The following is a 13,395-nucleotide window of genomic DNA, read 5'->3' as shown; positions in this document are numbered from 1 at the left end:
CTACGGTACCCAAAAAAGGGGACGGAGGGGATTAAGTCGTTTGTGCACAAACGACTTAATCCCCTCCGTCCCCTTTTTTCGTTACAGCAGCGTGCCGTGCAGGATCAGCGCGGCGATGCTGAAATAGATCACCAGGCCAGTGACATCCACCAGGGTGGCCACGAACGGCGCCGAGGCGCTGGCCGGATCGAAGCCGAGCCGCTTCAGGACGAAGGGCAGCATCGAGCCGGACAGCGAGCCGAAGGTGACGATGCCGACCAGTGCAGCGCCGATGGTGATTGCCAGCAGGATCCAGTGCTCGCCGTAGTCATGCAGGCCGCCCAGCTGCCAGATCACGATGCGCACGATGGCCAGGCAGCCGAGGATCGCGCCGAGCACCATGCCGGTCGGAATCTCGCGCAAGGCCACCTTCCACCAGTCGCGCAGGCGCAGCTCGCGCAGTGCCAGGCTGCGGATCAGCAGCGACGTGGCCTGCGAGCCGGAGTTGCCACCCGAGCTCATGATCAGCGGAATGAACAGGGTCAGCACCACCGCCCGCGCCAGTTCGTCCTCGTAGTGCTGCATCGCGCTGGCGGTCAGCATCTCGCCCAGGAACAGCACGCTCAGCCAACCGGCGCGCTTGCGCAGCATCTCGAAGAAGCCGATCTGCATGTACGGCTTGTCCAAGGCTTCCATGCCGCCGAACTTGTGCGCGTCCTCGGTGGATTCCTCGATCAGCGCGTCGAGCACGTCGTCCACGGTGACGATGCCCAGCATCTGCTGCTGCGCATCGACCACCGGGATCGCCAGCAGGTCGTGGCGGCGGATCAGCCGCGCGACTTCCTCCTGGTCCATCAGTGCATCCACTGTCACCGGCGGATTGACCTGGGCCACGTCCAGGATCGACTCCTCCGGCAGGCCGGTGATCAGCCGGCGCATGGTCACCACCTGCTGCAGCTGCTGGCTGGCCGGGTCCAGCACGTAGATCGCGTACACCGTTTCACGCGTGCGCTCGACCTGGCGGATGTGCTGCAGGGTCTGCGCCACGGTCCAGCTGGCGGGCACCGCCACGTATTCGGTGGTCATCAGCGCGCCGGCGGTGTTCGGCGGGTAGCTCAGCAGCTTCTGGATGACCTGGCGGGCGTCGCTGCCCAGCAGCGGGATCAGCCGTGCGCGCTCTTCCTCATCCAGCTCGTGGACGATGTCGGTGGCGCGGTCATCGGCCATCAGCCCCAGCAGGGCGGCGGCGCGGGCCGGTGGCAGCGCGGCCACCAGCTCGCCGCTGCGCTGCAGCTCGGGTGCTTCCAGCATTTTCACTGCACGCGGCAACGGCAGCGCGGCCAGCGTTTCCGCGGCGCGGGTCAGTTCCAGCGTGTTGAGGAATTCCACCGCATCGGCGGTGTTGTAGTTCGCCAGTGGTGCGGCCAGGGCAGCGGCATCGGCCACCGGGCGCAGCAATTGCTTCTGGTTCATCGGTTCTGCCTTGTGGGGTGCGACCTCGCGCAACGCCAACGCAGGCAGACCGTCCCGATGTCAGGCGGTGGCCATCGCTGGCGTCGAACGAGGTCGACTTCTACTGTCGCTGGACATGGGTTGGGGACTCCGGGATGCGTGTGCCGGCGGTCGGGCCGCCAGCGGCGGGCAGTCTGGACCCGCGCGCCATGCAGGTCAACCCGCTGGCCCTGCGCCAGGCGCCGGCATGGCAGGTTGTTCTCGTGCCTGCACCGGCCGGCGCGCATAATGGGGCCGTGGCGCTCGCCACGCCTTTCCCCCGAACGGACGCACTGCGGGCTTCCCCGATGACCAGGTATTCCCATGCATAGCGGTGGTCTGGAACTGGCCCTGGTGCTGTTGCTGGCAGCGGTCATCGCCGTGCCGGTGTTCAAGAAGTTCGGCTTCGGCGCGGTGCTGGGCTATCTGGCGGCGGGCGTGGTGCTGGGCCCGGACGGGTTGGGCTTCGTGCAGGACGCCGACCGCATCCTCGGCGCGGCCGAGATCGGGGTGGTGATGCTGCTGTTCGTGATCGGCCTGGAGCTGTCGCCGGCGCGCCTGAAGGTGATGCGGCGCTCCGTGTTCGGTGCCGGTGCGGCGCAGGTGGCGCTGTCCGGGCTGGTGCTCGGCGGCCTGCTGCTGCTCGACCATTTCCAGTGGAAGAGCGCGCTGGTGGTGGGCGTGGCGCTGGCGCTGTCGTCCACCGCGGTGGGCCTGCAGCTGCTGTCCGAGCATAAGGCGATCAACAGCGACCATGGCCGGCTGGGCTTTGCCATCCTGCTGTTCCAGGACCTGATCGCGATTCCGCTGCTGGCGGCCATCCCGCTGCTGGGCGGGGTGAAGAACGAGACCCTGCGCATCGAGGATGCAATGGTGGCGCTGGGCGCGCTGGCCGTGGTGATCCTGTGCGGGCGGCCGGTCCTGCGCCGGGTATTTGGCATCATCGCGCGCACCCGCAGCCCGGAAGTGTTCACCGCCACCGCCCTGCTGGTGGTGCTGGGCACCGCCTGGTTCATGCAGGAAGCCGGCCTCAGCCCCAGCCTGGGCGCGTTCCTGGCCGGCGTGCTGCTGTCCGATTCGGAATTCCGGCATGAACTGGAAGCGCAGATCGAGCCGTTCAAGGGCCTGCTGCTGGGCCTGTTCTTCATTGCCGTGGGCATGGGCATCGACCTTGACCGCATTGCCGCCGAGCCCTGGCTGATCGCGGCCGGCGTCGCGATCCTGCTGGTGGTCAAATTCAGCCTGCTGTACGTGATCGGCCGCATCGCCCGGCTCAGCCGGCGACAGTCGCTGCTGCTGGGCAGTGTGCTGTGGCTGGGGGGCGAATTCGCCTTCGTGGTGTTCAACGAAGCGCAGCGCGCGCACCTGCTGGGCAATGCCAACCACGACCGGCTGGTGGCCATCGTCGGCCTGTCGATGGCGATCACGCCGCTGCTGATGATCGTGCTGCTCAAGCTGCTCGGCCAGGAGAAGACCACACCGCGCGAGGCGGCCGAGGCCGACAAGGTGGCACCCGACAACCGGCCCAAGGTGCTGATCGCCGGCATGGGGCGTTTCGGCCAGGTGATCGCGCGCCTGCTGACCGCGCAGAAAGTGCCGTTCGTGGCGCTGGAGGCGAACCCGGACACCGTGGCCGACCTGCGCCGCTTCGGCAACCAGCTCTACTACGGCGATCCGACCCGGCCGGAGATGCTGCGCGCCGCCGGCGGCGAGCACATCGATGTGTTCGTGATCACCGTGGACGACCCGGAGACCAACCTGCGCGCCGTGCGCATGGTGCGCCGGCTGTACCCGGACGCGAAAGTGCTGGCGCGCGCGCGCAATCGCCAGCATGCGTGGCGCCTGATGGACATGTCGGCCGAGCCGTTCCGCGAGGTGTTCGGTACCAGCCTGGAGATGAGCGGCCGCGTGTTGACCGCGCTGGGCGTGGCACCGGACGTGGCCGAGCGCCATGTGCAACGCTTCCGCGAACACGACGAACAGCTGCTGCGCGACCAGTATCTGGTGTACGACGACGAGGCGGCGGTGATCCAGACCTCGCGCGATGCACGCAATGACCTGATGCACCTGTTCGAGGCCGACGCGGAAAGCGACGACACGTAGGAGTGCCGATCGAGGACGGACCCGGTAGTGCCGGCCGCTGGCCGGCAGCCTCGGTATCCCGGAGGCCTCAGGAGATTGCCGGCCAGCGGCCGGCACTACCTACTGCGGATTCCGACCCCGACCCTCAGCCGTTGTCGCGCAGGAACCGCGCCATCGACGAGACACCCGGCACGCGCGGTTCGAATTCGCCGGCCACGTCGATGAAGCCGCGCATCACTGCGATCTCGCGCGGGCTGCGGTTGAGGCTGTCCCGCGCTTCCGGATCGGCACCGGCACGCAGCAGACGCTGCACCAGCAACGGCAGGCCATGCAGCGCAGCCAGGTGCAGCGGACCGAAGCCGCGCGGGTCACGCACGTCCAGGCTGACGTCCTCATCCAGAAGCCGTTCCACCGCCGCCATCACCACCTGCTCGTCGCAGGCGGTGCCCGGCTCGGCACGTGCGCCCAGCAGCAGCAGCAACGGCGTGACCGAGCCCGCCGCCGCCTGGTCCGGTTCGGCACCGGCCAGCAGCAGGGTGTCGAGCAGGGCCAGCAGGCGGGAGCGGTCGCGGGCGCTGAAGCCATACAGCGCGGCACAGTGCAGCGGCCCCAGTTGCTGCGCGTCACCGGCATGCACGTCGGCACCGGCGGTGAGCAGGCGCGCGGCGATGTCCGGCAGGCCCAGCGCCGAGGCCAGCATCAGCACGGTCACCCCGCCCGGCAGGCGGTGTTCCAGCTTGGCGCCGGCATCAAGCAGAGCCGAGACAATGTCCACCTGGCGCATGCTGACCGCGGCCGACAACGGCGTCGCGCCACTGGCGGCAGCGTGCTGCGGATCGGCGCCGCGTGCCAGCAGCAGGTCGGTCACCGCCAGGTGGCCACCGCCGGCGGCACGCAGCAGTGCCGTGCAGCCCTGTGCATCGACGGCGTCGACGGCAAATCCCAGATCGATCAGGCGACGCACCGCGTCAACATCGCCGGCCATGGCCGCGGCCGGCAGATCCGCTTCGCGCAGGGTACGGCGCGGCAGCGGCCACACCCGCCAGTCCAGCCAGTCGGCCAGATCGCGGCGGCCGATCGACAGCGCCACGCCCAGCGGCGTCTGGCCGTCGGCAGCACGCGCTTCCGGCGAGGCACCGTGCTGCACCAGCAGCTTCAGTGCGCCCTCGCGGGCCAGGGCGGTGGCCAGGTGCAGTGCGGTCATGCCATGACTGTCGCGCGCCTCGCGATCGACGCCCGCCTTGAGCAGGGCCTGCTGCAGGCGCAGCCAGCCCAGGCGTACCGCCAGCGACAGCGGTGGGTCACCGGCCGGCGAGGCTGCGAACGGGTCCGCGCCACGTTCCAGCAGTTCCAGCGCCAGCTGTTCCAGGCCGCGGGCGGCCTGGTCGTGCTGCGCGCAGGCGGCCAGGAAGCGTGCCAGCCCACCGCGGCCGGCCGGTGACAGGCCGCGCTGCAGCATCACCTGCAGCGCCGGCACCGCGTCGATCCCGCGCGACAGCAGCGCGAACATCGGCGTATCGGCGCAGGCGTCGCGCACATAGGGGTCGGCACCGTGGGCCAGCAGCCAATCGACCGCGCGCGGCTCCAGTGCCAGCTCCGGATCGAGCAGCAGGCCGCCGAGTTCCTCCGGCTGGCACAGCTTGGCCAGCGCGGCCATGCCATCGGTGTTGCCGAAGCCCAGCGCTTCGCGCAGCAGGGTCAGCGGCGGACGGTCCGGCAACAGGCCGCTGGCGCTGGCCGCTTCACCGCGCTCGGCCAGCCCATCACTGACGGCTGCCGGCAGCGGATAGGACGGGTCCAGCAGGGCCACGATCGCCCAGCGGCCCGCTTCGGCCGCGTAGTCCACCGCGCGGCGGCCGACCGGGTCGGTGGCGTCGGCGGCGATGCCCAGTTCGACCAGGCGCTTGATCAGCAGCGGCGAGACATCCTCGGCCATCACCGCCAGCTGCACCGCATTGCGGCCTTCGCCGTCCACCGCGACCAGGTCCGGCTTGTGCGGCAGCAGGTGCTCGACCACGGCGGCACGACCGGCACGGGCGGCTTCCAGCCACGGCGTGCGGCCCAGTGCATCGCGCGCTTCCAGGTTGGCGCCGGCGCCCAGCAGCACGCCGATGATCTCCACGTGGCCGGCCAGCGCTGCCTCGTGCAGCGCGCTGCGGCGCTGGCGATCACGCGCGTCGGCGCGTGCCTTGTGCTTGAGCAGCAGCTGCACGCCGGCCGGATCGTCGTCCTCGGTGGCGGCGGCGGCCAGCAGCACCGGGGTGCCCTCGGCCGGTTCGCTGCGTGCACCGCGCTCGAGCAGGAAGCGGGCCAGGCGCCAGTTGCCGACCTGGCAGGCCACCGCCAGCGGCGACCAGCCGTCGCGGTTGAGTGCATCCACTTCGGCTGCGGCATCGCGCAGCAACGCCGCCACACCCGGGTCGGAACTGCGCGCGGCATGGTGCAGCGGGGTGTTGCCGTCGCTGTCGGTGGCGCGCGAATCGGCGCCGTTGGCGAGCAGGGTCATCACCGCTTCGGGACGGCCATGCCAGCTGTCGCGGGTGGCCGCCAACAGCGGCGTCATGCCCCGGTGGGGCGCATTCACATCGACGCCGCGGGCAATCAGTTCGCGCAGCAGGCGCAGGTCCGGCAGCACTGCGGCCAGCACCGCCAGGCTGCGCTGGTCACGCCAGTCCGGGTCCGGCAGCGCGTAGGGGTCGGCGCCGGCCTGCAGCAGCTGCAGGGCACGGTCGACGCGGCCGTGGCGGGCGGCTTCATACAGCGCAGGGGTCAGTTCCTGCGGCGCCATGGCTTCCAGCGGCGCGGTGTCCGCCACCGCTGCGAACATCGGTTCGTGGTCGCTGCTGGCCGCCGCCAACGGGCTGGGCCGCAACGCCACCAGCGGCGCGGGCGCGACCCGCTGCAGCAGCAGGTGCAGCAGCGGCGACAGCACCACCACCGCCAGCGCAGCCGGCCAGCGTGCGCTGTCCGGCAACAGGCCCGGCCAGGCCGGCAGCACCACCAGTGCGGCCAAGGCGATCACCAGCGCGGCCACGCCAAGACCACGCCAGGCGGTCAGGTCGCGGCCGGCCAGCGCCTGCCAGTGCTGGGCCAGGCTGCCATCCAGGCGTTCGACATCGTTCCACAGCGGCCAGGTGCGCCAGGCCGCCAGCAGGCCGGCACTGACCAGCACGCTCAGGCCCAGCACCGCAGCCAGGCTGCCGCTGTCACGCAGTGCCGCCAACGGCCAGGCCAGCAGCAGGGCCAGCAGCAGCGGCGCAGCGGCCCACAGCGCCAGCAGCGCCGGCAGGTCCTGGCGAGCCACCAGCGCCAGCGGCCGCAGCGCGCGGCTGCGGCGCCACCACGACACCCCCAGCGCGAACGCCGGCTGCGCCAATGCGGCAAGCAGGGCACCCGGAACGCCGCCCACTGCGGCGCCCAGCGCCAGCACGGCACCGGCGGCGAAGGCGATCGACAGGACGCGCGGTCGGGAGGCGTCAGTCATAGTGACGCGGCATCAGGCTGGCCACCGACGGCGGCACCTGCAGATAGAACCCGCGTTCGCTCATTTCACTGCGGACCTTTTCCGGATCGGCCTGGGCCAGGCGGCGCTGGGCATCCAGGGCCACTTCCAGGACGAAGGCGAGCGCCCCCAGCGAGCTCAGCAGCGGCGCGGGCAGCGCACTGAAATCATCGCGTCGGGGAACGTAGACGTAGGTGTCCGGCTTGAGTTGGCTTTTATAGACGTAGGCGTGCATGTCCGCGGGACGATAACCCGGGAAGAGCCATGATTGTGTCGGAAAGCCGACAGCGGGGAAAGCCGTCGGCCGACGATGGCGGCGTGATCGGCGGCGTTTCCCCGGCGGGGTTCAGCAATGTGGCGGCGACGTTCAGCCAGCGCCGCCGCCACACGGGCGCTTACTTGACCTTGGCGTAGGTGCCCTTCAGCGCGACACCGGCGAGGATGGCGCCGGCGTAGCACTCGTAGTTGGTGCTGCTCTTGAACTCGTTCTTCTTGTAGTAGCTGACGATGTCGACCACGGCGTTGGCGCCGCGCGACTTGGCACCGTCCTGCAGCGCGCGCAGCGCCGACAGCGCGACCCAGCGGCAGGCCTCGGCATCGCTCTTGTTGGCCGCGTTGGTCTTCTTGTTGGTCACGTCTTCGCCCAGGCGCTGCTGCACGCTGACCGGCTGGCCGGCCAGGTAGAAGCGCACGCTGCCGTCAATGCCGGCGTCCTTGGCGGCCTGCGAATTGACCAGTTCCTGCAGGGACTGTTCGACACGCGTGTCGCGGGCAGAGGCGGTGGAGGTCAGGGCCAGCAGCGCGGTGGCAGTGGCGATCATGAGAGTGCGGCGCATCGAAACTTCTCCTTGTCAGGGGTGCGGGTGGGTAGCGGAAACAGTGCGGTGGGACGGTGGGTCACTCGCGCCAGCGGCGGAACACCAGCGAGGTGTTGATGCCGCCGAAAGCGAAGTTGTTGCTCATCACGTACTCGGCCTGCAGCTCGCGGCCCTGCCCGGTGATGAAGTCGAGCTGGCCACAGCGCGGGTCGACCTCGGCCAGGTTCAGGGTGGGCGCGAACCAGCCGGCGCGCATCATCTCGATGCTCACCCAGGCCTCGAACGCGCCACAGGCACCCAGCATGTGGCCGACGTAGCTCTTCAGCGAGCTGATCGGCACGCGGTTGCCGAACACCTGCGCGGTGGCCTGGGTTTCGGCGATGTCACCGTGGTCGGTGGCGGTGCCGTGCGCGTTGACGTAGTCGATCTGCGCCGCGTCCAGGCCGGCATCTTCCAGCGCCAGGCGCATGGCCTGGGCCATGGTGTCGGCGCTGGGCTGGGTGACGTGCTGGCCATCGCTGTTGGTGCCGTAGCCGACCACCTCGGCCAGGATGGTGGCGCCACGCGCCTGCGCGTGTTCCAGGTCCTCCAGGATCAGCGTGCAGGCGCCCTCGCCCAGTACCAGGCCATCACGGCCGGCATCGAACGGGCGCGGCGTGGTCTGCGGCGCGTCATTGCGCACGCTGGTGGCGAACAGCGTGTCGAACACCGCCGCAGCGGTGGCATCGAGCTGCTCGGCACCGCCGGCCACCATCACCGTCTGCTTGCCGCTGCGGATCGCTTCATAGGCCGCACCCACGCCCTGGCTGCCGGAAGTGCAGGCACTGGACGTCGTGTACACGCGCCCGGACAGGCCGAAGAACACGCCGATGTTGACCGGCGCGGTGTGGCTCATCATCTTCAGGTAGGTGGTGGCACTGATGCCATCGGTGGTGAACTCGTTGAGCATGCGCCCGAATTCACCGGTGGCCTCATGGCTGCCCGACGAGGAACCATAGGCCACGCCGGTACGGCCGCTGCGCAGCACCGGGTGCTCGTGCAGGCCTGCCTCGCGCAGCGCCACCTCGGTGGCACGCACCGACATGATCGCGACCTTGCCCATCGAGCGGGTGGTCTTGCGGTTGTAGTTCGGCGGCAGCTCGAAGTCCTGCGCCGGCGCGGCCAGCTTGGTGTTCAGGCCGGCATACACATCCCACTCGGGCATTGCACGCACGGCATTGCGGCAGCTGCGCAGGTGCGCTTCGATGGTGGACCAGTCGTGGCCGAGCGGACTGATGGCGGCGGCGCCGGTGACCACCACGCGACGATCGGCGGCCATCAGATCATGCCTCCGTTCACCGAGATCACCTGGCGGGTGATGTAGCCGGCCGGCTCGGACAGCAGGAACGCCACCGTCGCCGCCACTTCGTCGGGACGACCGACGCGGCCGGCGGGAATCAGCTTGAGCGCGTGTTCAACCACTTCATCGTTGAGCATTTCGGTCTCGATCAGGCCCGGGGCCACGCAATTGACGGTGATCTGGCGGCTGGCCAGTTCCAGCGCCAGCGCCTTGGTGGCCCCGATGATGCCGGCCTTGGCGGCGCTGTAGTTGACCTGCCCGCGGTTCCCGGCGAGCCCGGATACCGACGACAGGGTGACGATGCGGCCCGGCTTGCGCCGCCGCACCATCGGCATGATCAGGGGATGCAGCACGTTGTAGAAGCCATCCAGGTTGGTGTGGATGACCTGGTCCCAGTCGTCGGCCGACAACGCCGGGAAGGCGCCGTCACGGGCGATGCCGGCATTGCAGACCACGCCGTAGTACGCGCCATGCGCTTCGACATCGGCCTCCAGCGCGGCCCGCGCAGACGCGCGGTCGGCCACGTCGAACACCAGCACGCGGGCCTGCTGGCCCAGTGCCTCGATCTCGGCGACCACCGCCTGCGCTTCATCCACGCGGCTGCGGCAATGCACCACCACGTCGAAGCCGTCACGCGCGATGCGCAGCGCGATGGCCCGGCCAATGCCCCGGCTGGCGCCGGTCACCAGCACGCTTCGATTCCCTGTCATGCCTGTCCACTCTCCAGATAGGCCATCGCGTCGGCCGGTTCGAACACCGACACGTTGGCTGTCGCCCATTCGTCCTCGCCTGCCAGGATGCGGCAGGCGAACATCCCCAATCCATTGTCGCCCAACAGCTCGCAGCGCGCCTGCACGCGCAGCCGCGATCCGCTGGGAAAGCTGCTGCGCGGGCTGCTGTAGCGGCGGCTGCCAAGCAGGAAGCCCAACTGCGGCGGCTTGCCGGCCGCACGCGCACGGCAACCGGCCCAGGCCGCGATGGCCTGCGCCATGTATTCGATCCCGACCCACGCCGGCACCTGGCCCTCCTCGACGAACAGGCCCGCGTCGGGCACCACCAGTTCGGCCTCGATGGTGTCCTGGTCCCAGTGCGTGATGCGCTCCAGCAGGCACATGTCCTGGCGGTGCGGCACCACCTCTTCGATCGCGTACAGCGTGTTCATCGACGCTCCAGCGCCAGCACGGCATTGCTGCCGCCGAATGCAAACGAATTGCTCAGTACCCGCCGCGCCGGATGCGCCAGGCGGGTGGCCGGTGCGACCAGCGGCAACACCGGCAATGCGGGGTCGGCCACGCCGTCCCACCAGTGAGGTGGCAGCTGCTGCTGCGGGTTCTCGGCCAGCACGATCCAGCACAGCGCTGCCTCGATCGCGCCCGAAGCACCCAGCGTGTGGCCGGTCAGCGGTTTGGTTGAACTGGCCGGCACGCCGTTGCCCAGCACCTGCGCCACCGCCAGGCTTTCCATCGCATCGTTGTGGCCGGTGGCGGTGCCATGCAGGTTCACGTAGTCCACCTCATCGGCCGCCCAGCCGGCGCGCAGCAACGCCTGCTGCAGGGCATCGATGGCGCCAAGCCCCTGCGGGTCGGGGGCGGACATGTGGTGCGCGTCGGCCGACTCACCCCAGCCGGCCAGGCATACCGGGCCGGGCTCGCGGGTGAGCAGGAACAGCGCGGCGCCCTCGCCGATGTTGATGCCGGCGCGATGCTGCGAGAATGGATTGCAGCGCAGCGCCGAGACCGATTCCAGCGCGCTGAAGCCGGCCACGGTGAAGCGGCACAGCGAATCGGCACCGCCGGCGATCACTGCATCGACGATGCCCGCGCGCAGCATGCGTGCGGCCGACATCAAGGCCTTGGCGCTGGACGAGCAGGCGGTGGACAGCGTCCATGCCGGGCCCTGCGCGCCACTGCGCTGGCGCACGAACTGCGCGGCGGTGCCCATTTCCTGCTGGGCGTAATCGAACCCGGGCGGCCATTGGCCCTGTTCGGCATGGGTGCGCAGGGCCTGCTCGGATTCACCGATGCCCGAGGTACTGGTGCCCAGCACGACCGCCACGCGTTCGGCGCCGTGGCGGGCGATCGCGGCGGCCACCGCCGGTGCGATCTGCGCCAGCGCCACGTCAAGCAGGGCGTTGTTGCGCCCGCGCAGGGCGGCCGGCAGTTCTTCCAGCGTCGGCAGCGGTGTACGCACCTGCCCCAGCGCCAGGGTGTGTCCCGGCAGCAGGGTATCGTTGTCGCTGAGCCCGCCCGGCACGCCGGCGAACATCGCCGACGCCACCGCGTCGCGGCCATCGCCGAGCGCGCAGACCACGCCCAGGTCGTTCAGGTAGATCGGTGAACTCATCGATCCGGCCCGGCCATGTCGATCGATTCGATGCGCAGCGCATAGCCTTCGGCCCGGTTGTCCAGCTGCACGCTGCCATCGTCCAGGCGCAGTAGCTGCAGCCACACCGTGCCATCGCGCGACAGGCTGCGCTGATGACCATCGTCACGGACCTGCCAGCCGGCCGGCAGCGCGGCGGCGATGGCCGCGGTCGGCCACAACGCGAACTGCAGGTCATCCAGCACGCGCTCGGCGCGCACCTGCGGCGGCAGCCACGGCGCGCGCTGCTGGGTCAGCTGCTGGCCGTCCCACTGCAGGCGCACACCGGTCTGGCCCATCGCCTGCACGGCCAGCTGCACCTGCTGCGCATCGGCTTCCAGCAGCGCATCGAGGTCGCGTTCATGGCTGCCGAAACGGAAATGCAGCTGCTGCTGCAACGCCAGCGGCGCCGGCAGGCTGGCCGGCGACAGGCGCAGCGGCGGCAGTTCCACCAACGGCTTCGGCATGCGGCCGGCGCAGGCCGCCAGCAGCAGGCTCAGCAGCAGTGCCGTGGCAGGGGCGATCAGGCGCCGCACAGCTGCTCCAGCACGCGCATCCGGCGGCCACTGTCATCGGCCACGTACGGGTTGTTGGTGTCCCAGGCGTAACCGGCCAGGATGGAGCTGATCATGTCGCGCACTTCGGGCTGCTGCTGCGGGTGGTAGATGATCTTCTGGAAACCGCCTTCGTACCAGCTTTCGACGAAGCGGCGGAAGGTCTTCACGCCCGCCCGCAGCGGGACCGAGAACTCCGCTTCCCAGTCCACGGCTTCGCCGGCATAGCGGCGCGCCAGGCATGCGCTGGCCAGCTGCGCGGACTTGAAGGCGATGGTCACGCCGGACGAGAACACCGGGTCGAGGAACTCGCCGGCATTGCCCAGCAGGGCATAGCCCGGTCCCCACAACGAACTGACATTGGCCGAGTAGCCGGTGATGCGGCGTACCGGCAGCACCGCCCATTCGGCATTGGCCAGCAGCCGGGTCAGGTTCGGATCCTCGCCGACGATCGCCTGCAGTTTCTGCAGGTCGTCGCCGTCGTAGCGCTCGAAGAACGACGGCTCGGCGACCACGCCCAGCGAGCAGCAGCCGTTGGAGAACGGGATCGTCCAGTACCAGACGTCGACGTGCTCGGGGTGGGTGGTGATCAGGATCTTGTTGCGATCGAAGTCCGCTTCGGCCGGGATGTTGTCGCGCACATGGCAGAAGATCGCGCCGCGCACCGGGAAGTTGGACGGCGACTCCAGCTGCAGCAGGCGCGGCAGCAGGCGCGCGAAGCCCGAGGCGTCGAGGATGAAATCGGCCTCGATGCGGTACTCGCTGCCGTCCGGGCGGCGCACCGTCACCGCCGGCTGCTCGCCGGGCTCGACCGACAGCACCTCGTCGCCGAAACGCAGCGTGGCCCCCATGCGCTCGGCACCGCGCGCCAGCACGTTGTCGAAGTCGGCGCGCTGCACCTGATAGGTGGTGCCCCAGCCCGGCGAGAACTTCTTCCTGAAGTCGAATGCGGTACGCGCTTCGCCGTGCACGAAGGCGGCCCCGTTCTTGTGCTGGAAGCCCGCCTCGACCACGTCCTGCAGCAGGCCGGCCGCCTCGATGTACTCCATGCTCTGCGGCAGCAGGCTTTCGCCGATGGAAAAGCGCGGGAACTGCTGGCGTTCCAGCATCAGGACCTGGCGGCCCTGCTGGCGCAGCATCGCCGCGGCCACCGAGCCGGCCGGTCCGGCGCCGATGATCAGGATCTCGGTACGTTCGACAGCATCCACAGCAGTGTTCATCGGTGCGTCCTTGTTGCTCGATCAAGTGGAAAAAAGAAAGTCGGGAAAA

The 13,395-nt window shown here is 69.7% G+C and carries 11 protein-coding genes; 1 reads left to right on the top strand and 10 read right to left on the bottom strand.

Annotated features, from left to right (window positions below):
• Positions 1–81: 81 nt before the first annotated feature.
• A complete protein-coding gene (gene mgtE / locus AC5P9I_RS08760) occupies positions 82–1,452 on the bottom strand; it encodes a magnesium transporter (RefSeq protein WP_049471211.1) in 1,371 nt (456 codons plus the stop codon).
• 342 nt (positions 1,453–1,794) lie between these two features.
• Here mgtE and AC5P9I_RS08755 point away from each other — a divergent pair, with 342 nt between their 5' ends.
• Positions 1,795–3,573 (top strand): monovalent cation:proton antiporter-2 (CPA2) family protein, encoded by a 1,779-nt coding sequence (locus tag AC5P9I_RS08755; RefSeq protein WP_049459610.1) that lies wholly within the window; start codon positions 1,795–1,797, stop codon positions 3,571–3,573.
• A gap of 124 nt (positions 3,574–3,697) precedes the next feature.
• On the opposite strand, the gene AC5P9I_RS08750 is transcribed toward AC5P9I_RS08755, so the two are convergent.
• The 9 genes from AC5P9I_RS08750 to AC5P9I_RS08710 form a co-directional block, all read right to left on the bottom strand.
• Positions 3,698–7,036 (bottom strand): ankyrin repeat domain-containing protein, encoded by a 3,339-nt coding sequence (locus AC5P9I_RS08750; protein ID WP_049471209.1) that lies wholly within the window; start codon positions 7,034–7,036, stop codon positions 3,698–3,700.
• Positions 7,029–7,289 carry a YcgL domain-containing protein gene (locus tag AC5P9I_RS08745; RefSeq protein ID WP_049459612.1) on the bottom strand — a complete coding sequence of 87 codons (261 nt, stop codon included), beginning with the start codon at positions 7,287–7,289 and terminating at the stop codon, positions 7,029–7,031. The genes AC5P9I_RS08750 and AC5P9I_RS08745 overlap by 8 nt, the downstream gene beginning before the upstream one ends.
• A gap of 160 nt (positions 7,290–7,449) precedes the next feature.
• Entirely contained in the window at positions 7,450–7,890 is a 441-nt protein-coding gene (locus AC5P9I_RS08740) for a hypothetical protein (protein ID WP_005420284.1), read from the bottom strand.
• A gap of 61 nt (positions 7,891–7,951) precedes the next feature.
• Positions 7,952–9,190 (bottom strand): beta-ketoacyl-ACP synthase, encoded by a 1,239-nt coding sequence (locus tag AC5P9I_RS08735; RefSeq protein ID WP_049471207.1) that lies wholly within the window; start codon positions 9,188–9,190, stop codon positions 7,952–7,954.
• Entirely contained in the window at positions 9,190–9,921 is a 732-nt protein-coding gene (fabG, locus tag AC5P9I_RS08730; RefSeq protein WP_049471205.1) for a 3-oxoacyl-ACP reductase FabG, read from the bottom strand. The genes AC5P9I_RS08735 and fabG overlap by 1 nt, the downstream gene beginning before the upstream one ends.
• Positions 9,918–10,373 carry a hotdog family protein gene (locus tag AC5P9I_RS08725; RefSeq protein WP_032960608.1) on the bottom strand — a complete coding sequence of 152 codons (456 nt, stop codon included), beginning with the start codon at positions 10,371–10,373 and terminating at the stop codon, positions 9,918–9,920. The genes fabG and AC5P9I_RS08725 overlap by 4 nt, the downstream gene beginning before the upstream one ends.
• Positions 10,370–11,554 (bottom strand): beta-ketoacyl-[acyl-carrier-protein] synthase family protein, encoded by a 1,185-nt coding sequence (locus AC5P9I_RS08720; protein ID WP_049471203.1) that lies wholly within the window; start codon positions 11,552–11,554, stop codon positions 10,370–10,372. The genes AC5P9I_RS08725 and AC5P9I_RS08720 overlap by 4 nt, the downstream gene beginning before the upstream one ends.
• A complete protein-coding gene (locus AC5P9I_RS08715; RefSeq protein ID WP_049471201.1) occupies positions 11,551–12,108 on the bottom strand; it encodes a DUF3261 domain-containing protein in 558 nt (185 codons plus the stop codon). The genes AC5P9I_RS08720 and AC5P9I_RS08715 overlap by 4 nt, the downstream gene beginning before the upstream one ends.
• Positions 12,096–13,346: an NAD(P)/FAD-dependent oxidoreductase gene (locus AC5P9I_RS08710; protein ID WP_049471199.1), complete on the bottom strand. Its 1,251-nt coding sequence runs from the start codon at positions 13,344–13,346 to the stop codon at positions 12,096–12,098. Before AC5P9I_RS08710 ends, AC5P9I_RS08715 begins: the two co-directional genes overlap by 13 nt.
• Positions 13,347–13,395: the final 49 nt, after the last annotated feature.

The sequence above is a fragment of the Stenotrophomonas sp. YJH_SMC_29 genome, assembly GCF_059371235.1.
Note: the sequence above shows the minus strand (reverse complement) of the source record. Positions and strands in the feature narration are given on the sequence as shown.

Excerpts from the sequence above, each read along its gene's own strand:
- mgtE (WP_049471211.1), bottom strand. The coding sequence starts at position 1,452 with ATGAACCAGAAGCAATTGCTGCGCCCGGTGGCCGATGCCGCTGCCCTG.
- AC5P9I_RS08755 (WP_049459610.1), top strand. The coding sequence starts at position 1,795 with ATGCATAGCGGTGGTCTGGAACTGGCCCTGGTGCTGTTGCTGGCAGCG.
- AC5P9I_RS08750 (WP_049471209.1), bottom strand. The coding sequence starts at position 7,036 with ATGACTGACGCCTCCCGACCGCGCGTCCTGTCGATCGCCTTCGCCGCC.
- AC5P9I_RS08745 (WP_049459612.1), bottom strand. The coding sequence starts at position 7,289 with ATGCACGCCTACGTCTATAAAAGCCAACTCAAGCCGGACACCTACGTC.
- AC5P9I_RS08740 (WP_005420284.1), bottom strand. The coding sequence starts at position 7,890 with ATGCGCCGCACTCTCATGATCGCCACTGCCACCGCGCTGCTGGCCCTG.
- AC5P9I_RS08735 (WP_049471207.1), bottom strand. The coding sequence starts at position 9,190 with ATGGCCGCCGATCGTCGCGTGGTGGTCACCGGCGCCGCCGCCATCAGT.
- fabG (WP_049471205.1), bottom strand. The coding sequence starts at position 9,921 with ATGACAGGGAATCGAAGCGTGCTGGTGACCGGCGCCAGCCGGGGCATT.
- AC5P9I_RS08725 (WP_032960608.1), bottom strand. The coding sequence starts at position 10,373 with ATGAACACGCTGTACGCGATCGAAGAGGTGGTGCCGCACCGCCAGGAC.
- AC5P9I_RS08720 (WP_049471203.1), bottom strand. The coding sequence starts at position 11,554 with ATGAGTTCACCGATCTACCTGAACGACCTGGGCGTGGTCTGCGCGCTC.
- AC5P9I_RS08710 (WP_049471199.1), bottom strand. The coding sequence starts at position 13,346 with ATGAACACTGCTGTGGATGCTGTCGAACGTACCGAGATCCTGATCATC.